This window comes from Sorangium sp. So ce1335, assembly GCF_051521615.1.
In the GTDB taxonomy this organism is placed as follows: Bacteria; Myxococcota_A; Polyangia; order Polyangiales; family Polyangiaceae; genus Sorangium.
This window is the reverse complement of the sequence record NZ_CP150363.1, coordinates 8032273-8052627: the sequence shown is the minus strand read 5'-3', so window position 1 is coordinate 8052627 and position 20355 is coordinate 8032273. Positions and strand designations below refer to the sequence as shown.

General features: G+C 72.9%; 16 protein-coding genes. 9 read left to right on the top strand and 7 right to left on the bottom strand.

Annotated features, from left to right (window positions below; translation table 11 throughout):
- Positions 1-55 precede the first annotated feature (55 nt).
- Positions 56-2227, top strand: a complete 2172-nt coding sequence (locus WMF24_RS29560) for a catalase (RefSeq protein ID WP_437730761.1) — start codon at positions 56-58, stop codon at positions 2225-2227.
- Between the two features lie 22 nt (positions 2228-2249).
- Here WMF24_RS29560 and WMF24_RS29555 read toward each other — a convergent pair whose 3' ends face one another.
- Entirely contained in the window at positions 2250-4178 is a 1929-nt protein-coding gene (locus WMF24_RS29555; protein WP_437730760.1) for an ABC-F family ATP-binding cassette domain-containing protein, read from the bottom strand.
- 239 nt (positions 4179-4417) lie between these two features.
- Entirely contained in the window at positions 4418-7576 is a 3159-nt protein-coding gene (locus WMF24_RS29550; protein WP_437730759.1) for a CARDB domain-containing protein, read from the bottom strand.
- A 462-nt stretch (positions 7577-8038) separates the two neighbouring features.
- Here WMF24_RS29550 and WMF24_RS29545 point away from each other — a divergent pair, with 462 nt between their 5' ends.
- Both WMF24_RS29545 and WMF24_RS29540 read left to right on the top strand, forming a co-directional pair.
- Entirely contained in the window at positions 8039-8377 is a 339-nt protein-coding gene (locus WMF24_RS29545; protein ID WP_437730758.1) for a DUF433 domain-containing protein, read from the top strand.
- A gap of 3 nt (positions 8378-8380) precedes the next feature.
- Complete coding sequence (locus WMF24_RS29540; RefSeq protein WP_437730757.1) at positions 8381-8725, top strand: DUF5615 family PIN-like protein; 345 nt, start codon at positions 8381-8383, stop codon at positions 8723-8725.
- Between the two features lie 67 nt (positions 8726-8792).
- Here the strand turns inward: WMF24_RS29540 and WMF24_RS29535 are convergent, their stop codons facing one another.
- Together WMF24_RS29535 and WMF24_RS29530 are read right to left on the bottom strand one after the other, a co-directional pair.
- Positions 8793-9626 (bottom strand): ABC transporter ATP-binding protein, encoded by an 834-nt coding sequence (locus WMF24_RS29535; protein ID WP_437730756.1) that lies wholly within the window; start codon positions 9624-9626, stop codon positions 8793-8795.
- Between the two features lie 178 nt (positions 9627-9804).
- Positions 9805-11583, bottom strand: a complete 1779-nt coding sequence (locus tag WMF24_RS29530; RefSeq protein WP_437730755.1) for an SUMF1/EgtB/PvdO family nonheme iron enzyme — start codon at positions 11581-11583, stop codon at positions 9805-9807.
- A gap of 128 nt (positions 11584-11711) precedes the next feature.
- Between WMF24_RS29530 and WMF24_RS29525 the strand changes: the two genes are divergently transcribed.
- From WMF24_RS29525 to WMF24_RS29515, 3 genes are read left to right on the top strand one after another with little or no spacing between them, the layout of a single operon-like run.
- Positions 11712-12635, top strand: coding sequence for a GNAT family N-acetyltransferase (locus WMF24_RS29525; RefSeq protein ID WP_437730754.1), 924 nt, complete (start codon positions 11712-11714; stop codon positions 12633-12635).
- Positions 12636-12655: 20 nt separating this feature from the next.
- Entirely contained in the window at positions 12656-13441 is a 786-nt protein-coding gene (locus tag WMF24_RS29520; RefSeq protein ID WP_437730753.1) for an aldo/keto reductase, read from the top strand.
- Positions 13438-14427, top strand: coding sequence for an NAD(P)-dependent oxidoreductase (locus WMF24_RS29515; RefSeq protein WP_437738872.1), 990 nt, complete (start codon positions 13438-13440; stop codon positions 14425-14427). Before WMF24_RS29520 ends, WMF24_RS29515 begins: the two co-directional genes overlap by 4 nt.
- A gap of 523 nt (positions 14428-14950) precedes the next feature.
- Here WMF24_RS29515 and WMF24_RS29510 read toward each other — a convergent pair.
- Positions 14951-15748: a hypothetical protein gene (locus WMF24_RS29510; protein ID WP_437730752.1), complete on the bottom strand. Its 798-nt coding sequence runs from the start codon at positions 15746-15748 to the stop codon at positions 14951-14953.
- Positions 15749-16214: 466 nt separating this feature from the next.
- Positions 16215-16346, bottom strand: a complete 132-nt coding sequence (locus WMF24_RS29505; protein ID WP_437730751.1) for a hypothetical protein — start codon at positions 16344-16346, stop codon at positions 16215-16217.
- Between the two features lie 298 nt (positions 16347-16644).
- Here WMF24_RS29505 and WMF24_RS29500 point away from each other — a divergent pair, with 298 nt between their 5' ends.
- The 3 genes from WMF24_RS29500 to WMF24_RS29490 are packed head-to-tail and all read left to right on the top strand — an operon-like array spanning position 16645 to position 19340.
- On the top strand, positions 16645-17625 hold the full coding sequence (locus WMF24_RS29500; protein WP_437730750.1) for a hypothetical protein: 981 nt from the start codon (positions 16645-16647) through the stop codon (positions 17623-17625).
- Between the two features lie 34 nt (positions 17626-17659).
- Complete coding sequence (locus WMF24_RS29495; protein WP_437730749.1) at positions 17660-18769, top strand: hypothetical protein; 1110 nt, start codon at positions 17660-17662, stop codon at positions 18767-18769.
- Positions 18770-18776: 7 nt separating this feature from the next.
- A complete protein-coding gene (locus tag WMF24_RS29490) occupies positions 18777-19340 on the top strand; it encodes an RNase H family protein (RefSeq protein ID WP_437730748.1) in 564 nt (187 codons plus the stop codon).
- Between the two features lies 1 nt (position 19341).
- On the opposite strand, the gene WMF24_RS29485 is transcribed toward WMF24_RS29490, so the two are convergent.
- A complete protein-coding gene (locus WMF24_RS29485; protein ID WP_437730747.1) occupies positions 19342-20274 on the bottom strand; it encodes a hypothetical protein in 933 nt (310 codons plus the stop codon).
- Between the last annotated feature and the right edge of the window lie 81 nt (positions 20275-20355).

Sequence of the window (20355 nt, the reverse complement as noted above, 5' to 3'; positions counted from 1 at the left end):
GCATCCAATCGCCACCTGCGCACGGCGGGAGCCGGCAGGTGGATGGGGAGGACGCATGGCCGAACAAGGCAAGAAGGGCGCGAGCCCGGGAAGCGGCGCGCATGACAAGGTCGAGAGCCTGGAGCCTCACCGCGAGGATCTGACGGGCACGGTCCTCTCGACCGACCAGGGCATCCGGATCGACAGCACCGACGACTCGCTCAAGGCGGGGGCCCGGGGGCCGACGCTGCTCGAGGACTTCCATCTTCGCGAAAAGATTACGCATTTCGACCACGAGCGCATCCCCGAGCGCGTCGTCCACGCGCGCGGCTCGGGGGCGCACGGTTACTTCCAGGTCTACGAGTCGATGGCCGAGTACACGAGGGCGGCGTTCCTGCAGGACCCGAGCGTCAAGACGCCGGTCTTCGTGCGGTTCTCCACCGTGGTCGGCTCGCGCGGGTCGGCGGACACGGTCCGCGACGTGCGCGGCTTCGCGACGAAGTTCTACACCCCGGAGGGCAATTTCGACCTCGTCGGCAACAACATCCCCGTCTTCTTCATTCAGGACGGCATCAAGTTCCCGGACGTCATCCACGCGATCAAGCCGGAGCCGGACCGCGAGATCCCACAGGCCTCGTCCGCGCACGACACCTTCTGGGACTTCATCTCGCTCATGCCGGAGTCGACCCACATGGCCATGTGGGTGCTGTCGGATCGCGCGATCCCGCGGAGCTTCCGCATGATGGAGGGCTTCGGCGTCCACACCTTCCGCTTCGTCAACGCGCAGGGCAAATCGCGCTTCGTCAAGCTGCACTGGAAGCCGCTGCTCGGCGTGCACGCCCACGTCTGGGACGAGGCGCAGCAGCTCGCCGGCAGGGATCCGGACTACCACCGTCGCGATCTCTGGGACGCGATCGAGCGGGGGGATTACCCCGAGTACGAGCTGGGCGTGCAGATCATCGAGGAAGAGGACGAGTTCGCCTTCGATTTCGATCTGCTCGACGCGACGAAGATCGTGCCCGAGGAGCTCGTGCCGGTGCGCCGCATCGGCAAGCTGACGCTGAACCGCAACCCGGACAACTTCTTCGCCGAGACCGAGCAGGTCGCGTTCCACACGGCCAACGTCGTGCCCGGGATCGACTTCACCGACGATCCGCTGCTCCACGTCCGGAACTTCTCGTACCTCGACACGCAGCTCTTGCGGCTCGGCGGCCCGAACTTCCCGCAGATCCCCATCAACCGCCCGCTGGCCCCGGTGCACAACCAGAACCGGGACGGCTTCATGCAGCAGCGGATCAAGCAGGGGCGCGCGCACTACGTCCCGAACTCGCTCGCCGGCGGCTGTCCGGTGATGGCGTCGTGGGAGGCCGGCGCCTTCGTTCACCACGCCCAGCGCGTCCTCGGGCTCAAGGCGCGAGAGCGGAGCGACACCTTCAAGGATCACATCACCCAGGCGAGGCTCTTCTGGAACAGCCTCTCGGCGCCCGAGAAGAAGCACCTGGTCCGCGCGGCGTGCTTCGAGCTCGGCAACGTCGCGACCCGGCACGTCCGCGAGCGCATGGCCGCGCGGCTCGCGGAGGTCGACAGCGATCTCGGCAGGCTCGTCGCCGAGGGAATCGGCGTCGCCCCGCCGGGGGTCCGGCCTCAGGTGCCCTCGAAGGGCAAGGCGGCGGGAAAGCGCTCGGTGGACGCCTCCCCGGCGCTCAGCATGGAGAACACGGTGAAGGACACGGTGAAGAGCCGGCTCATCGCCATCCTCGCGGCCGACGGCTTCAGCGGCGCCGAGCTCGCGGCGGTGAGGTCGGCGTTCGAGGCGGCCGGTGCGCACGCGCAGGTGGTGTCGACGCGCCTCGGACCGATCTCCGGCGACGACGGCAGCGCGGTGGAGGCGGACAGGACGCTGCTCACGGCGAAGTCCGTCATGTTCGACGCGGTCTACGTCCCCGGCGGGCGCGCCAGCGTCGAGGCGCTCTCTTCGATGGGCGAGGCGGTGCATTTCGTCAACGAGGCCTTCAAGCATTGCAAGGCGATCGGGGCGACGGGCGATGGCGTCGCGCTCCTCTCGTCGTCGCTCCTCCGGGGCGTCGCGCTGGCCGACGCGCAGTCCGCGGCGCCGCTCCAGTCCGACAAGGGCGTCGTCACGCTGCGCGATCCCGCGGGGCTCGCGCCGTTCAGCCAGGAGCTCCTCCGGGCGATCGCGCAGCACCGCCACTGGGACCGCGAGGACATCGCGCAGATCCCCGCCTGAAGGCGAGCGCGGCGGGGCCCCTCTAGGAGGGCGCCCCGAGCTCCGCGATCTCCTGCTCGAGCTGCTCCCACTCCGCCATGAGCGCGTCGATCCGCGGCCCGAGCCCCTCCTCCTCGGCCTTCAGCGCCGCGATCTCCGCCTTGCCCGTGCGCTCGAAGAACCCGTCGCTGCAATACATCTCGTGGATCGCCTTCTTCCGCGCCTCCGCCGCCTCGATGGCCGCGAGCACCTTGTCGCGCCGCGCGGGCAGCTCCTTCTGCCGGTTGCGCCGCCGCTTCTGCTCCTCCCACGAGCCGCCCGCCTCCGGCGCCGCCGCCGCCTTCTGGTGCTCGCGCTTCGCCTTGAGCACCACGGTGTCCGCGTCGAGGTGGTCGTCGCCGCAGCCGGCCAGGTACTCCTCGTACGTGCCGGGGAAATCGCGCGGCCCCGCAGGCGTGACCTCGAGGATGCGCGTCGCCAGCTCGGACACGAAGAAGCGGTCGTGCGAGACGAAGATCACCGTCCCCTCGAACGCCTTGAGCCCCTCGACGAGCCCGTGGATCGCCTCGAGATCGAGGTGGTTCGTCGGCTCGTCGAGCACGAGCACGTTGGGCCGCTCCACGATGATCCGGCAGAAGATGAGCCGCGCCGCCTCGCCGCCGGACAGCGAGCCGACGCTCTTCTCCACGTCGTCCCCCGAGAAGAGCGCCTTGCCGAGCTGGCCGCGCACGTAGCTCGGCGACTCGTCCGGGCACGCCGCCCACAGGAAGGAGAGCGGCGTCATCGCCCCGTCGACGAGCAGCTCGCGGTGGTCCTGCGCGAAGTAGCCGACGCGGACCTCGTGCCCCCACGACGCCCCGCCGGCGTCGGCCGAAAGCCGCCCCACGAGGATCTTGAGCAACGTCGACTTGCCGAGCCCGTTCGGCCCGATGACGGCGACCCGCTCGCCCCGCCGCACCGACAGCGACACGTCGCGCAGCACCTGCTTGTCGCCGTACGACTTCGAGATCCCCCGCGCCTCCAGCACGTCGCGCCCGCTCGGCCGCTGGATCGCGAACCGGAACGCCGGCGTGCGCCGCGACGTGTCGGCGAGCTCCTCGACCTCGATCTTCTCGATCTGCTTGAGCCGGCTCTGCGCCTGGCGCGCCTTCGTCGCCTTGGCGCCGAACCGCTCCACGAACGCGCGCTTGTCGGCGATGATCTTCTCCGCCCGCGCGATCTCGGCCTGCTTGCGCTCGCGGATCGCCTGCTTCTCGACGACGAAGGCGGCGTAGTTGCCCGTGTAGAGCGTGATGGTCTCGTAGTCGACGTCGAGGATGTGCGTGGCGACGTTGTCGAGGAAGCGCTGGTCGTGCGAGATGACCACCGCGCACCCCTTGTAGCCGGCGAGGAACTTCTCGAGCCAGCGGATCGACAGGATGTCGAGGTGGTTCGTCGGCTCGTCGAGCAGGAGCACGTCCGAGCCGCCGAGGAGCACCTGCGCGAGCAGCACGCGCAGCTTGAAGCCGCCCGACAGCGTGGAGAGCGGCCGCCGGTGCGCCTCCACCGGGATGCCGAGCCCCTCGAGGACGGCGCTCGCGCGCGCCTCGAGCGTGTAGCCGTCGTGGGCGCGGATGCGGTCCTCGAGGTCGGCGACCCGGCCGGGGTCGCCGCCGCCGTCCTCGGCGAGGCGGCGCGACTCGACGAGCGCCTCCCACACGACGCGATCGCCCATCATCGCGAGATCCAGGATGATCTGGTCGTCGCTGAGGAACCGGTCCTGCCGGAGCACGCCGACGCGGGCGTCCTTCGGCAGGCTGACGTTCCCGTCGGTCGGGGGCTCGTCGCCGGCCACGATCTTGAGGAACGTCGTCTTTCCCGAGCCGTTGGCGCCCACGAGGCCGTAGCGGGAGCCCGCGTTCAGCCTGAGCGAGACGCCCTCGAAGAGGGTCCGATCACCGAAGGATTTCGAGAGGTTCGATGTTCCGAGCATGGCGCTGTGGGGGGCTCTTGCCGCGCGCCGCGAGGGGGGGCGGCGCGCGGCACATGCATAGCACCGGCGCCCCCGGCGAGCGCCGGCGTTCGCGCGCGGCGCGGGGCGCAGGCATGGCACCGGCGCCCCCGGCGAGCGCCGGCGTTCGCGCGCGGCGCGGGGCACAGGCATGGCACCGGCGCCCCCGGCGAGCGCCGGCGTTCGCGCGCGGCCGCGGCGTCAGGGGCGCCGCCGGCGCGTCAGTTGATGCGCTGGCAGATGACCTTGTCCGAGGCGGCGTCCTCGTTGTTCCCGTCGTTGCACTCGTCGATCGCGCCGTCCGGGTCGACCACGCCGTAGATCAGGATCGACAGGTTCCACGGGAACTCGTCGATGGTGGGGGTGACGTCCACGCTCTCTCCCGGCGCGATCGGCCCCGGGACGACCTCCTCGTGGAGCACCGTCCCGCCCTGGCCCGGGTCGCCGGCGTAGTAGCGGACGCGCACGTCGCTGGCCGGCGCGGAGCCCACGTTGAGGATCGTCGTCGGGACGTCGACCTCCCGCATCTGGCACTTCACGTCGGTCACGCGGCCGATCTCGATCTGGAGGTCCGGCCGCGCGCTGCCCGCGTCGAGCGGCAGCGTGAGCTCGTTGTTGCCCTCCTCGCACTCGCGCTCGACGGCGCCCTCGTCGACGACCGCGCGCACGCGGGTGGGCAACGTCCCCTGCGGGTTGTTCGCGGCGCTGTAGCTCACCGTGAGGAGCAGCGAGCTGTGCGGCTCGATGCTCGCCTGGAGGACCGCCTGGAGCGGGTCGAGCGCCGCGTCGTAGAGCGGCTCGGAGACGGCCGGCGAGTCCCACTCCCCGTAGAAGCCGATGACGACGCCGGGGCCCACGCGGAGGTCGCCGAGGTTGTCGACGCGCACCGTGATGTCGACGTTGTCGGTGAGCTCGCCGCAGGCCGCGTCGGGCGACGAGACCTGGATGCCGCTCAGCGCGAGGTCCGGCGCGATCCCGTACGACCGCGGGTTCGAGCGGTAGGTGTTGTAGCCGCGGCCGCCGTACGTCTTCCAGCTCTCGGGCTCCCGCGCGGGGATGCCGCCGCTCTCGAGCACGTTCGTCACGTGGTAGCTGTGCTGGTTCCAGATGCGGCGGGCCGAGACCCAGAGGTCGTTCTGCGCGCCCCAGACCTCGAGGCCGTTGTTGTAGTCGGTGCCCGCCGAGCAGAAGGTCGACTCGTTGGACGTGGCGAACACGATCTCCGCGTTGCCGTCGTTGTCGACGTCGGCGACGATCGGGTACTCGGACCGGGTGCGGCTCGGCGAGTTCTCCCTGAACAGGACGCCGCCCGTCACGCCGTCGTAGATGCGGAAGTAGCACTCGTCGTTGTAGATGACCTCGGCGGCGCCGTCGCCGTTGAAGTCGAACACGCTCGATCCGGTGGCGCGGCTGGAGTTGTCCTCGGTCTCGCGCTGCCAGCCGTTGTGGTAGCAGACGCAGGTGTGCGCCTGCTGGTTGCACGTCGCCGCGCCGGGGGCGCCGCAGTCCTCGTCGGTCACGCAGGGCACCCCGTTCGGCGTCCGCGCGGGGTTCGGCGTCCCCGTACCGGCGTCGTTGAGCGGGTTGGGCCACGCGGGGCACGCCGCGGTGGGCTCCTGGAGGTCGAGCATCACGTAGCGAAGGCCGAACGCCGTGCCGATCTCGGGGAAGCCGTCGCCGTCGAAGTCGTCCACGTTCGGCGCCCCGCCGTCGCGCGTGGCGCCCGTGCCCATCACCGTGCGGCGCAGGATCGTGCCGTCCTGCCCGTTGAGCACGAAGAAGTACCCGTTGTTGAAGAGGATCACCTCCGGCTTCTCATCGAGCTCGTTGCCCGGGCCCGGCGCGGCCGTCTGGTCGGCGCCGAGCACGTCGGCCACGGCGCAGAACCCGTCGCGGCGTTCGTTCGGGATCTGGGCCGCGCCGTTGACGGTCTGCCCGTCCCAGACCACGCGGAGCTCCCCGTTGCAGAACGCCGTCGCCTCCTCGTCGTCGTAGGGGGGCGCGCACTCGGCCCGCTTCGTCACGCCGTCGGGCGGGCGGGGCAGGGCGTACGCGGTGCTGCCCGCGACGATCTCCAGCCGCTGGTCGTCGTTGAGGTTGGCGACGCACGTGATGGGCCCGAGCCGGTTCAGCGGGTTCATCGGGTCGATCCCCTGGATCCCGTGCATCAAGCTGCCCTTGAAGTGGTCGAGGATCGAGAGCGCGCGGGTCTCCGCGTCGACCTGGAGCGTGAGCACGTTCGCCCCGACGACGATCTCCGGGAGCCCCTGGCCGTCGATGTTGGCGATCGACGGCGACGGCTCGGTGTAACCGCTCCAGAGGTTGTTCGCGAGGAGCCGGGTCTCGCCCGTGTTGCTGAAGATCTGGAGCCCCTGCGACTCGGTGATCGCGACGATCTCCGGGACGCCGTCGTCGTCGAGATCGCCGATGGCGAGGCCGGCGGTCGGCATCAGCGTCGCGTCGTTGCAGCGGTAGGCCACGTCGGTGGCCTCGCCTTCGTGCCAGACCTGATCGCCGAGCACCGCGAAGTAGTCGCGCCCCTTGTTGGGTCCGCCGCCGTGGATCGCGCGGAGGACGCCGCTGTTGCTGTACGTCGAGCCGCAGAACGTCGTGAAGATGATCTCGGGGAAGTCGAGCTCGTTGATGCGCCCGTCGCCGTTGTCGTCGTCGAGGTTGGCGACGAGCGGCGTCATGACGGTCTGCGCCGAGGTCGGGAACGGGCTGCCGGCGGCGCTCGAGTTGGCGCGGTTCTGCCCGCCCCACTGGATCTCGATGTGCGGCAGGACGTTCGCGAACGGCTCTGGCTCCAGCAGGCACGTGGGCGCGGCGCCGGTGCCGGAGCAGGAGCCGACCTCGCACGCGGCGTGGGTGGGGCAGTCCCAGTCGTCCTCGCAGGGGCAGCTGGCGTTGCCCATGCCGTCGTCGGTGCACGTGCTCTCGTAGTAAGCCGCTCCGCCGCACGTGAAGAGCTCGCGCGAGTCGCTGCCGTTCGAGACGCACACGAGGAGGCTGTTGCCGTCGCAGGTGCGCTCGCCGGCGGTGCAGGTATCGGCGACGCAGAGGGTGCCATTGCAATGCCGGTCGATGGGACACTCGAGATCGCTGCGGCAGCCGATATCGACGCAGATGGCGCCCCCCTCCGGGGTCGTCTGGCATTCCTCGGTGGGGCCGCAGGAGAGGTCGTCGCACGTGTTGTCGACGCAGGTGGCCTGTCCGTCTTGCAGCTCACAGCGCTGGTCTGGCCGGCAGTCCGCGTCGCCACAGGCGTTGTCGACGCCGCCCGCGCCGCCCGAGCCGACCGTCGTGCCGACGAACACCCCGACGCTCTCGCTGGTGCTGCCGCCTTCCCCGCCCCCGCCGCCCTCTCCTGGGCGCGTCACGATCTCCGGATTGCTGCAGGCCGCTGCAGCGAGCAAAAGCGAAGGGAGTGCGAGGGGAAGCAACCGCCGGGGGCGCATGGGCATGGTGCGATTGTACGGGGGCGCAGTCGCCATGGAAGCGCGTTCGCGCGCGGCATCGTGCGCCGAGTGGGAGCTCTGCGCACGATGGGCGTCGCGCGCGGCGGAGGTCAGCGGCGAAGGGGAGGGGCCGCGCGGAATGGGCGCGGCGGGCAGGGGACGGGCTCAGCGGGCGTCGTGCTGGCGCGGTGCCCTCGCGCGGTCGGCGCCGCGCCTCGCGCGGTCGGCGCCGCGCTCGCGCCCGTGGTTCGGGGCGAGGCGGCCCGCTCGAGGAGGTGGACACCTCGGGGAGGCTGCTGGAGGGAGGCCGGCGCGAGCGGCGCGACGCGCGCGCTGGCGCGGCAGGGCTTCCTTCGCGGAGGTGTTCCTCCTACGCTTTTGCGCATGGCGGTGACCCTGCAGGACCTCGAGAACGAGCTCGCGCAGCTCAGCGACGCCGAGAAGGCGCAGCTCGCACGCACGCTGTTCCCCGCCATCACACGTGCGTTTGCCGGCATCGAGAAGAGGCCGGGCGTCTGCGGTGGCGACGCCTGCATCGTGCGCACCCGCATTCCCGTGTGGACGCTTGAACGGTATCGCCGTCTGGGCTGGAGCGAGGCCCGGATCCTGGACAACTTTCCGACCCTGCGCGCCGCGGATCTGGTGAATGCCTGGTCTTATGCCGACGCGCATCCGCAGGAGATCGAGAGGTCCATCCAGGAGCAGGAGAACGAGGACGCCTGATTCATGGCATCGTTTCATGCAAACGAGAACTTCCCGTGTCAGGTCGTGGAGGGGCTCCGGGCGCTGGGCCACGACGTGCTGACGACCCAGGAGGCAGGGAATGCGGGACAGGCCATCCCTGACGAGATGGTGCTCGAGTTCGCGACGCGCGCGGAGCGCGCCGTGCTCACGCTGAACCGCCGGGACTTCATCCGCCGCCACCGGCAGCGCGCCGACCACGCCGGCATCGTCGTGTGCGCCGAGGACCCGGACACCGATCGTCAGATCGCGCGTATCCACGATGCGATAGCGCCGCTCCCGTCGCTCGCAGGGCAGCTCGTCCGGGTCAACCGGCCCTGGCAGCCGTGACGCCCGAGCGGCGGTCGTGCCCTGCGAGGCGCGGCATCGCTGGACGCCCTGCCGCCCGTCCCGCGCCTCACGCCCCGCCGCTCTCCAGCGCCTCCTGCAGGGCGCGCACCTCGCGCGCGAACGCCGGCTCGGTGCGCAGCGCGGCCGTCCGCTCGTCCGGCAGCGCCAGCGCGCGGTCGGCGACGATGCGCGCCGGCCGCGGGGACAGCACGACGGCGCGCTGGGCGAGGTAGGCGGCCTCGGTGATCGAGTGGGTCACGAAGAGCACCGTCATGCCGAGCTCGGCCCACAGGCCGCGGAGCTGGTCGTCGAGGCGGCTCCTCGTGAGCTCGTCGAGCGCGGCGAACGGCTCGTCGAGCAGGAGCAGCCGCGGCCGCGTGATCATCGCGCGGGCCAGCGACACGCGCATGCGCATGCCGCCGGAGAGCTCGGCCGGGTACCGGCCGCCCGCGTCACCGAGGCCGACCTGGACGAGCGCGGCCCGCGCCGCGGCGTGGCGCTCCTCGAGCGGCGCGCCGGCGAGCTCGAGCGGCAGGGCGGCGTTCTCGAGGACGCTCCGCCAGGGCAGGAGGTGCGCGTCCTGGAAGACGTACGCAATCGGCGCGCGCGCGCGCGCGCGCGCGCCGCCCGGGCCGCCCGGCCCCTCGTCGGCCTCGACGACCGCCGCGCCGGCGTCGGCGCGGTCCAGCCCGGCGACGAGGCGCAGCAACGTCGATTTGCCGCACCCGGAGGGCCCGAGCAGCGCGACGAACGCGCCCGGCGCGATGTCGAGATCGATGCCGTCGAGCGCGACGACGCCGGCGCCCCCGCGCGCGCGGCCCGCGTCGTCGAGCACGGGGAAGACGCGCCGGATGCCGGTCAGCCGCACGCGGACGCCGCCGCTCGCCGTGGCCTTCTTCATCTGCGCCGGCGGTTCTATCCGCGCCGCCGCGGGTTGGCCAGGCGTTCGTGAGCCTCCGCCGCCGCGCCTGCGCCGCGCCGCCGCGCCTGCGCCGCGCCGCCGCGCCTGCGCCGCGCCGCCGCGCCCGCGAGCCGCGCCGCCACACCTGCGCCGCGCCGAGCCGCCGCGCCCGCGCCGCTCAGCTCGACGACGCCGTGCGCACGCAGCGGAAGCCGCCGTCGGCGAAGCGGTAGTGCGCCTCGAAGCTCGTGCGCGCCCAGGTGCGCAGCGACTGCGCGCCGTACATCCACGAGCCGCCGCGCATCACGAGCAGCGGCCTGTCCGGGGGCCGGGTGTTGCGCGGGTTGTGCGTCGGGCCGTCCGCGTAGAACAGCGCGTCGTCGTAGTCCTCGCACCACTCCCAGACGTTGCCGGCGAGGTCCAGGATGCCGTAGGGCGAGGCGCCCCCCGGCAGCGAGCCGACGGGCACCGTCCCGCCGTCGCGGTTGTCGTAGTTCGCGCGCGTGGGCCCCGGCTCGGCGCGCCCCCAGGGGTACTTGCGGCCGTCGGTGCCGCGCGCGGCCTTCTCCCACTCGGCCTCGGTCGGCAGGCGCTTGCCGGCCCAGTTGGCGTAGGCCCGCGCGTCGTCCCACGACACGTACACGACCGGGTGGTCCTCGAGCCCCGCGGGGATCTCGCCCCGCCGGAAGTGGGAGAGGAACCGGCTCGCGTCGGCGTCGTCGGGCCGGTACCCCGTCACGTCGACGAACGCCTTGAACTGCCGGTTCGTGACCGGCGTGCGGTCCATGTAGAACGCGTCGACGTGGACCCGCCGGCGCTGCTGCCCGCTGAGGAACGGCCCGCCGGGGACGAGGATCATCTGCTCGCCGGTCTTCTCGCGCACGGTCGGCGCGAGCTCGCGCGCGTCGGACGCGGGCCCCGCCGGAGCGGGCGAGAACGCCGCGAGCGCCTCGTCGAGCCGCGCCCGGAACTCCGCGCACGACGCCGGCCTCGCGGCCGGATCCTTCGCGAGCGCGTCCAGGATGAGCCGGTCGAGCGCCGGCGGCAGGTCGGGGCGGAGCGACGACGGCGGCGCCGGCGGATCGGCGACGTGGGCCATCATCACGGCGAAGTGGTTGGGGCTGTCGAACGGCACCTTCCCTGTCGACAGCTTGTAGAGCGTCACGCCGAGAGAGTAGATGTCCGAGCGCCGGTCGGCGGCGTGCGGGCTCTTCACCTGCTCGGGCGACATGTAACAGCAGGTCCCGAGGAACGCGCCGCTCAGGGTGTACGTCGTTCCCTCGAGGATCTTGGCGATGCCGAAGTCGACGATCTTGGGCGTCAGCCCGTCCTTGCCGGTCGTGACGAGGATGTTGTCGGGCTTGAGGTCGCGGTGGATGATGCCCATCCGGTGCCCCTCGTCCATGGCGTCGAGCACCCCGCCGAACAGCGCGCGGATCTCCTGGAACGGGATGCGCCCGCGCCACCGCTCGAGGTGCCGCACGAGCGTCGATCCGTCGACGTACTCCATGACGATCGCGAGCAGGTGATCGCGCTCGACGAAGTCGAAGACGGAGACGACGTTCTCGTGGCTCCAGGAGCGGAGCACCCGCGCTTCGCGCGCGAACCGCCGCCGGATCTCCGGGTTGCCGCAGAGGTTCGAGTGGAGGCATTTGACGGCCACGACGCGATCGCGCGCGCGGTCGTGGGCGCGGTAGACGACGCCCATGCCGCCCTCGCCGAGCGTCGACTCGATGCGATAGACGCTGATCTCCGTCCCCGGCAGGAGCCGCACGGGCGGCAGCGGTATCGAGGGCGGCGGCTGCCCCCCGGCGCCGAGCTGCGTCGGGGGGAACGCCGTCGGCGCGAAGCCGGGGCCGACCTCGGTGACGAGCTGGCCGCACGAGGGGCAGAAGCGGGCGTTCTCCGGGAGCGGAGCGCTGCAGCCGGCGCACCGGGGAGAGGTGTCCTGGCCCATCGGTCGCGGGGAGTCTCGCACAGGTCGGGGCGGCGGTGGGCGGCGATCTTGCGGCGCGTCGCCCGATGTGCTCGCGCGTGGTACGGTCGCGCCCACGGGCCGTGGGGGACGACGACATCGAGCCGCGCATGGGCGCGATTCACGCGGCGCTCGTCGCCGAGGGCGCGATCGAGCCGCTGGCGATGGACGACGCGGACACGCGCCTGTGGATGGACTGCGAGCTCGCGTCGCTCGTCGAGGGCCGCTTCTTCGAGCGCGTCGACCCTGCGGCGCGCGGCGCCGAGCTCCGCGCCGTGTGGGGGCCGCGGGCGACGCGCGACGGCATCCAGCTCGGCTCGCCTCACGCGGGCGCGCGCTACGTGGCCCCGTACTGGCTCGTGCGCGACGGCCGTCGGGTCGGGACCGTCGCGCTGTCGACGGGCGGCCTCGGCGGCGCGCTGCTGGAGGTCTCGAGCCTCTACGTGCTGCCCGCCCACCGCGGGCGCGGCGTCGCGGGCGCCGCGCTCCGCCGCGCGGACGGCGTCGCGCGCGCCCACGGCGCGCCCGGCCTGCGCGTGCGGACCCCGTGGGCGTGGCAGGGCGCGGTGCGGTTCTACCTCGGCCTGCGCCTGTGGGTCGCCGGCTGGGCGGACGCCATCGAGCTCACGTGGCGCCGCGGGCTGCCCGCGCACGACATCGCGATCGGCGACGCCGAGGCGACGTTCAGCGTCGTCGTCGACGGCCGGAAGGAGCTCCTCCTCCGCGCCTCGCGCGAGGGCGACCGGCTCGGATGGGCGGAGTCGCCGCGGATGGAGGCCCATCGCGGCGAGCGCTCCGACGTCGCGCGCCTCGCCCCGGCGACGTTCGCCGTCGCCCTGGCCACGCGCGGCTTCCCCCTCGTCCGCTCGGAAGACCGCTGGCGAGCGCGCCGCGCCCCCTCGTTCGCCGGCGAGCCCGAGGGGCTCGCGCGCGCGATCGAGCGCTTCGAGGCGGCCGACCGCAGCTTCGGGTTCGACGTGCGCACGCCGCGCATCCCGGGCCTGCGCTACCGAGCGCACGAGGACATCGACTGAGCTGGTGTAGGATCGCGCGCATGGACGACTGGCTCCACCGCGCGCCGGCCGCGTTCCGCGGCAAGCGCATCTTCCGGCTCGGCCTCGCGGCGAACTACGGCATCGACGAGGGCGGCGTGCGCGCGGCGATGGATCGCGGCGTCAACCTGTTCCTCTGGACGATGCGGTCCGGCGGGCTCGGCAACCCGCTTCGCCAGGCGCTGAAGCAGCGCCGCGACAGCGTGGCGGTGGTCGGCTTCGCGCAGGCCGGCTGGTTCGGCTGGGGCGTGCGCCGGGGGGCGGAGAAGCTCCTGCGCGAGCTCGGGACCGATCACCTCGACGTGTACCTGCTCGGCTGGCTCGGCGTCGGGTCCGCGTGGACGAGCGCGACCGAGCGCGAGCTCTTGCACCTGCGCGAGAGCGGCAAGGTGCGCGCGCTCGGCGTGAGCATCCACGACCGCCCGCGGGCGGGCGGGCTCGCGGCGTCGTCGCCGCTCGACCTGCTCATGATCCGCTACAACGCCGCGCACCCCGGGGCGGAGCGGGACATCTTCCCGCACGTGCAGGGCGGGAGGCCGAGCGTCCTCGCCTACACGGCGACGGCGTGGCGGCGCCTCTTGAAGAGGCCGAAGGGCTGGGACGGCCCGGCGATGACGGCGGGCGACTGCTATCGATTCCAGCTCTCGAGCCCGCACGTGGACATCGCGCTGACGGGGCCGAAGAGCCGCGTCGAGGTGGAGGCGAACCTCGACGCGCTCGCGAGGGGGCCGCTCACCGCGGAGGAGCAGACATGGATGCGCGATTTCGGGCGGGCGGTGCACGGATGAGCGGGGCGCCTGTGGGCCGGGTCGTCGTCGCCTGCACGATGGCGTTCCCTGCGGAGGCGGAGCGCCTGCTCGCCGCGGGCGTCGCGCCGCACGAGCTCGCGCTGGCCGGCGCGCGCTCGGCGGAGAACCTCGCCGTCGTCGGGCGCGACGAGGTGGTGCGGGGCGCCGACGTCGTCTTCGGCCAGCCGCACCCGGACGACGTGTGCGCGGCCCCGCGCCTGCGCTGGGTGCACCTCAGCACCGCGGGCTACACCCGTTACGACGTGCCGGCCGTGCGCGCGGCGCTCGCCGCCCGCGGCGCGGTCCTCACGACGAGCAGCGCCGTCTACGCCGACCCCTGCGCGGAGCACGCGCTCGCCTTCCTGCTGGCCGCGTCGCGGCGGCTGCCCGAGTGCCTCGACAACCAGCGGGGCGCGCGCGGCTGGCCCGACGCGCCGGTGCGGTCGCGGAGCGCGCTCCTCCGCGGCCGGCGGGTGCTCCTGCTCGGCTTCGGCGCCATCGGCCGCCGCCTCGCCGAGCTGCTCGCCCCGTTCGAGGTGGAGCTCTGCATCCTGCGCGCCCGCCCGCGCGGCGACGAGCCGGGGCGCGTCGTCGCGCCCGAGGCGCTCGGCGACGCGTTCGCGTGGGCGGATCACGTGGTCTCGAGCCTGCCCGCGGCCGAGGGCACGCGGGGCCTCGTGTCGCGCGCGCTGCTCGCGCGGATGCGGCCCGACGCGTGGTTCTTCAACGTCGGCCGGGGCGCCACGGTCGACCAGGCCGCGCTGCTCGAGGCGCTGGAGGCGAGGCGCCTCGGGGGCGCGTACCTCGACGTGACGGACCCCGAGCCGCTGCCGCCCGAACACCCGCTCTGGCGCGCGCCGGGCTGCTTCATCACGCCGCACACGGCCGGCGGGCGGCGCGAGGAGCCGGTGGCGCAGGTCGAGCATTTCCTGGCGAACCTGCGGCGGTTCGAGCGGGGGGAGGCGCTCGCGGACCGGGTGATCTGAGGCGGGCGGCGCAGGCCGGGCTGCCGGAGGGGCCACGAGCTCTCCAGGTCCTCACGTCCCCCCAGCAGCACCCGAACGGAGACGATTCGCCCGCATGACGGTCGGATCCGAACTCGGCGGGGCAGGGCTCCCGATGCGCCGCTCCGCTCGGAGCGGACCGCGAAGCGCCGTGCGGTACAGGGCCGCGCGCGCGCGGGGCCGCCGCTGGCTTCGGACCTTGTGCAACGCCCACGGGGACGTCGTTCGGTCAGCTCTCTGCGCCTGCCACACGCCGTCCGCGCCGTGAAGTTCGCCCCCGCGGGGCCCCGTCACCCGTCTCAAGGCTTGAAACGCCCAGCTCGGCCGCCCAGCCGGCGATTTCAAGCTTTGCAACGGCCCTCTGGGCCGCCCAGCCGGCCGTCTCAAGCCTTGATCCGCCCCGCTGCGCCCCCGAGTCGGCGGTCTCAAGCCTTGAAACGGCCGACTCGGTCCCCGAGACGCCCGTTGCAACGCTTGCATCAAGCGTTGCAACGGGACCGCCGCCTCACGCGTCCGGCGCGGCCGCCGGCGTGACCGGTGCGGGCGGCGCGGCCGCAGGCGCCCCCGGCGCGCCTGCCGGCGCGGCCGGCGCGGCCGGCGCGGCCGGCGCGGCCGGCGCGGCAGGCTGCCCCGGCGGGAGCGCGTCGCTCACGCCGCTCGCGCGGTGCACCTCGGCCAGGTCGTCGAAGATGAGCGGCAGCAGTTCGGGCTTGCCCAGGTGGGCGAGCAGCCCGCGCACGAGGGTCTTGTTGGCGTTGTAGACGGCCAGCCACGCCTCGCGCGCCGTCGACACCTCGGGGCCGAGCTCGATCCGCTCGACGCGCGTGGCGCGCTGCTGCCGCTCGACGATCCCGAGCTTCTCGTGCACCTCCCTGAGCTCGGCGAGCCACATCTCCGCGCCCCGGACCTTCTCGCGCTGCCTCTCGAGCTCGTCGGCGATGTGCCCGACCGCGGCGGTGAGCTTCGTGATCCGCCGGCGCGCGAGCACGCTCGGCGTCTCCCCGCGGAAGAACACCTTGGGATCGACCGGCCTGCCCTTCAGCGAGTCGAGGTACGAGGCGAACCGCACGATGACGTCCCGCGCCTCCTCGAGCACCGCGCCGCTGTCGAGCTCCGGCGCGGGCTTGGGCTGGCGATCCAGCACATCGGACATCGCCTGATCGGCCACGAGCTGCTTGCCGATCGCGAAATCCACCATGCCGTCGAGCGGCGGGAGCTTGCCCATCAGGACCGCGGCCATCTGCTCGCGCGCGAACTTGCCGTAAATCTTCGTCTCGAAAGGATCGATGTAGGGGTCTGCCACAGGCGCCTCCTTGGGTTGAGCAAAACGGGCCGATGTTGGCAGGGATCGGGCGACCATGGCAATGTCGGACGGCTTGAGCGGGCCGGAATGGCACGAATCGGGCGCCCTGCAGGCATGAGCAGCCCATTCGTTCCTCCATCGATGCTGATCTCTTTCTGCCTTCTTGTTGCGCCATCGCGCTCTGCGCTGCGCCGCTCACTGCGATCGTGACGGAATGCGGGCCACCGGCCCGGGTCGGTGTCCACCGCGGCCCACGTCCGCTCGCAGCCGCCGCAGGAGCTCCTCGCGGTCTCCTGCGTAGGCGCCTCGCGGGAAGTCGCGCTGGTGCCGCTCGAGCAGGCGCCGCGCGTCGACGGTTCGACCGGTGGCGAGCGTCGCGATGGCCTGCCGCATCAGCCGCTGCTCGGGCGTCGTTCGGGCGCCGTCGCCCCGAAGCCGCGCGGACGGAGGCCGCGCCATCGCCCGGTCATGGCTCGCCATGAAAACCCTGCCGCTCCACGTAGCGGCGAATGGCCTCCTGGTGCTCGGCCATGATCGCCTCCAGGGTGAGCGGTGTTCCCTCGGCGGTCTCGTCGATCTTGCGCGATGGTTTCCCCATACAAGTCCAGTTACCTGGCGCCAGCTCGACATTTGAAAAAGGTCGCGCCGGTTCGCGCCGAACCACGTCCGCAGTGATCGCGTGCGCGCGCCCTCTGCATCAGGCCGCGTCGGAGGTGGCGGAGCATTCCGGAATGCCATCGAAATTGCCTGGCAAATGCATCGACTTCGTTGCTCCCTCGGGGCCAAGGCGGCTTGACCATATCGGGCCTCCCCCGTAGGGTGCCGGAGAGATGGGCTCCACGGGCAGGTTGCTCCTCGCGGTGGCCGCCGCATCCGTCGTGTGGAGTCTCGCGGCGGTGTCTGCCGGCGAAGACTCCCCTGCTGGACCGTCCGGAGCGGCCGTGGCGCGCTCCGCCGAGGCGGACGAGGCGTTCGCGCGGGGCGAGAGGGCGCGGCGCGCCGGGCGGTGGGAGGAAGCCGAGGCGTCGTATCGCGCGGCGTGGGAGGCGGATCCGCGGCCGGAGCTCGCGGGGGAGCTCGGGCTGTGCGAGCTCGCGCTCGGGCGGTTCCGGGATGCGGCGGAGCACCTGAGGGAGTCGCTGCTGTACAAGGAGACGCTCGCACCGGCCGCGCGGCGGCGCTTCTCCGAGGGGCTGGCGCGGGCAGAGCGCGAGATCTCGTCCGCGACCATCGCCGTGAGCCGGCCAGAGGCCGAGGTGTTCATCGACGGCCGGCGGATCGGCCGCGGGCAGGCCATGTACTTCGTTCATCTCGATCCCGGTCGGCACGAGGCGCGCGCCAGGCTCGACGGGTATCTCGACGAGGTCTATCCGTTCGAGGCGCAGCGGGGCCGGGAGTCGATGATCGGCCTTCACCTGGAGCCCAGGCCCGCGCCGCGGGCTGCGGCGCCTGTCGCGCCGGTGCGGGCCGCTGCTGCGCCCGCACCCGCGAGCGGCCCGGCGGCGGGAACGGTGTTCCGCATTGGCGGGCTCGCGCTGGCGGTGGCCGGGGTCGCGCTGGGCGTGGGCCTCTCGATCGAGGCGTCGGCGCGCGGCGATGAGGCGTCGGCGCTCGCGGCGGAGACCCGCCGTCGCGGCGGGCCTGCGGCGTGCCTGTACCACGAGCACGCAGCGGCGTGCGGGGTGCTTGGCGACAGGCACCGCGAGCGCGACACGCTGGAAGCCGTTGCCTTGGCGAGCTTCGCGAGCGCCGGCGTCGTCGGCGCGGTCGCGCTGTCGTCGTTCTGGTGGGCCCCGGCGCCGGGCACGCGCGCCGTGCGCGCGGTGCCGCTCGCGACAGCGCAGGGCGGGGGCGTCCTTGTGATCGGCGCCTGGTAGGGCTGTGAGGGGGACCGGTGAGGAGGGGAGGATCATGAGAGGCATGCAGGGCTTGCTGTCGGGGCTCTTGCTCCTCGGCGCGGGCGGGCTGGCGGCGGTGGGCGGGTGCGGCGGCGGCGGGGAGCTCGGCTGTGCGGAGGACCTCGTCTGCGAGATCGTCGACGACGACGGCACGAGCAACGGGCACTGCTGGGGCCGGTGCGTGCCCGAGGCGCCCGAAGGACTGCCCGAGCCGGAGCTCGTCTGGACGGGGGCCGAGCCGCTGGCGCCGTCGTGCGACGATCTCGTCTGGGTCGTCCCCGGGACGGCGGGCGAGGTGGTGCGGCTCGCGTCCGAGCCCGCCGCGTTCCGGGGGCGGACGCTGCCGAGCGAGGCCCACGCGTGTCCTGTGTGCGCGTGCTCCCAGCCGTCCTGCGCGCTGCCGTCCGACGTGACGGCGAGCTCGCTGTACATGTGCGGGGAGGGGCCCGAGGAGACGCGGACGCCGTTCGCGCCCCCGGCAGGCTGGGACGGCGCGTGCGTGTCGCCGGGCTGGGTGGGGCCGGAGCAGCTCGGCTCGCTGGCGATCGGTCCGACCCGCGCGCAGCCGTGCGCGCCGGTGGTCGAGGAGGCGCCGGTGCCCCGCGATGCACCCGTTGTCGAGGTCGCTGTCGCGTGCCGGGGGCGGCTCGTCCATGACCTGTGCGCGCAACCCCGCCAGCTCTGCATGCTCTACCAGCAGCAGGAGCACCTGCCCGACGGGTGGCGACACTGCCGCCGCGTGCCGGGGGACGATGTCCCGTGCGAGGCGCCCGCGGCGCCGGGGGACCCCTGGCCGACCTACTCGGAGAAGCTCGGGGTGTTCTACGCCGAGGTGAACGACACGCGCGACTGCACGCCGTGCACCTGCAAGGCGGAGGAGGGCCGGTGCGAGGCGTTCGTGTCGGCGTACGAGGACCGCGCGTGCAGCGACATGCTCGTCGGCATCAGCGTTCTCCAGGCAGGGATCTGCGTGGATCCTGAGCCGGGTTCCACGCTCGGCAGCCTGAGCGCGACGTGGCTCGTCAACGAGCCCGGGCGGTGCGTGCCGGAGGGCGGCGTGAACGTGGGCGAGCTGAAGGGCGAGCGGGCGGAGACGATCTGCTGCCTGCCAGGCGAACGATGAACGAGAGATGCCGGGACGACTGCTCACCTCACCCGAATCGAGGTTCTGGGTCACGTGCTACACCGATGCCTCGTTCGGTCCTTCCGGCGCAGGCTGGGCTGTATGGGCCCGCTGCGTGGAAGGGCGCGTCGTCCGTCGTGGAGCCTGCCCGGCGTACGTGACCAGCTCGCTGGAGGCCGAGCTGGCGGCCATCTTCGCCGGCGTCTTCGTCGCATACCGGACCTGGGGGGCGCGGATCCGCGGCGTGGTCGTGCGCACGGACTGCCAGGCGGCGATTCACCTCCTGACGACCGACGCCGTGAGGCCACGCACGCAGAAGCGGTGGCCAGGCGCGATGCGCCTCCGGGAGAAGATCCTCGCCCTCGTCAAGGAGCGCGGCATCGGCCTCGATCTGCGGTGGGTCATGGGCCATCAGGCGAGCAACAGCGTCCAGGCCTACCTGAACCGCGCCTGCGACAAGCTCGCCGCGAAGGCGCGCAAGGGCGCCGGGGCGCCTGTGCACCCCCCGGCGTCCCCGGAGCCGACGGCGGCCGCGCCTCCGCGGCGAGCTCGTCGCAGGCGCAGGGCCTGAGCTAGAGCGGGCGGCCGATCCGGGCGCGGATCTGCGCCTGCACTCCCTCTGGAAGGGACCGGAGATAGTCGTCGGGCAGCAGCCGCAACGCCTCGTCGGGCGCGAGGAGGAGCCGCTGCTCGGGCGGCAGCCCGGCGAGCCGCTGCTCGGGCGGCAGCCCGGCGAGCCGCTGCTCGGGCGCCAGACCGGCGAGCCGCTGCTCGGGCGCCAGACCGGCGAGCCGCTGCTCGGGCGGGAGCGCCGCGACCAGCTCCTCCACCGGCAGCGCTGGCAGCAATGTCTCGATCGGCAGCTTCGTCAGCACCGTCCGCAACACCTCGTCAAAGCCTTCCAGCTCGCGCATCGCCATCGCGATCTCCTCTGCACCGACCTGCTCGGCCAACCACCGGCGGGCCTCGACCGTCCGCGCCTCGCCGTGACCAAGCAAGTGTAGCAGATCGTCGTCCTTGTCCTCGGCCACCGTGGCGAGCTCGACCACGTACAGCGCGAACGCTCCTCCCCGGAGCTGCCAGTAGCCGCCGGCGAGGTCGAGCCAGGCCAGCCCGAGCGCCGCGGCATCGGCGTCGAGGGAGCGGGTGCGCGACGGCAGCAGCACCACGCCGGCCAGGTCGGCGCGCGGGCCGAGCCGCCTCGCGGCGCCCGCGTAGTGCAGCGACAGGTAGCCCCAGAGCCGGTCGAGGTCGCGGCTGCGGTAGGTGCGCCGGACGCTCTTGAACTCGACGATCGTCTCCCTCGGCAAAAGCGGCCAGAGCCTACGCAACGTGCCGGCCGGCTCGCGGGCCTCGCCCGGCGCGTCGTTGCGCAGCAGGAGGTGATCGGCGCGGGGCGGCTCGGCCGAGAGGGGCACCTCGCTCTGGATCTGGAAGTGGCGCGGGCGGCGCTGGCGCAGCAGCGCCGTGAGCAGCACGTGCCAGGCGGTCCGGGTGGAGCCCATGACGCCCCTGTACTCGATGGCTCCGGCGCAGGACAAGAGAACAAGAGCTCTCGAGGCCCATGTTCTATCGCATTACGAAGA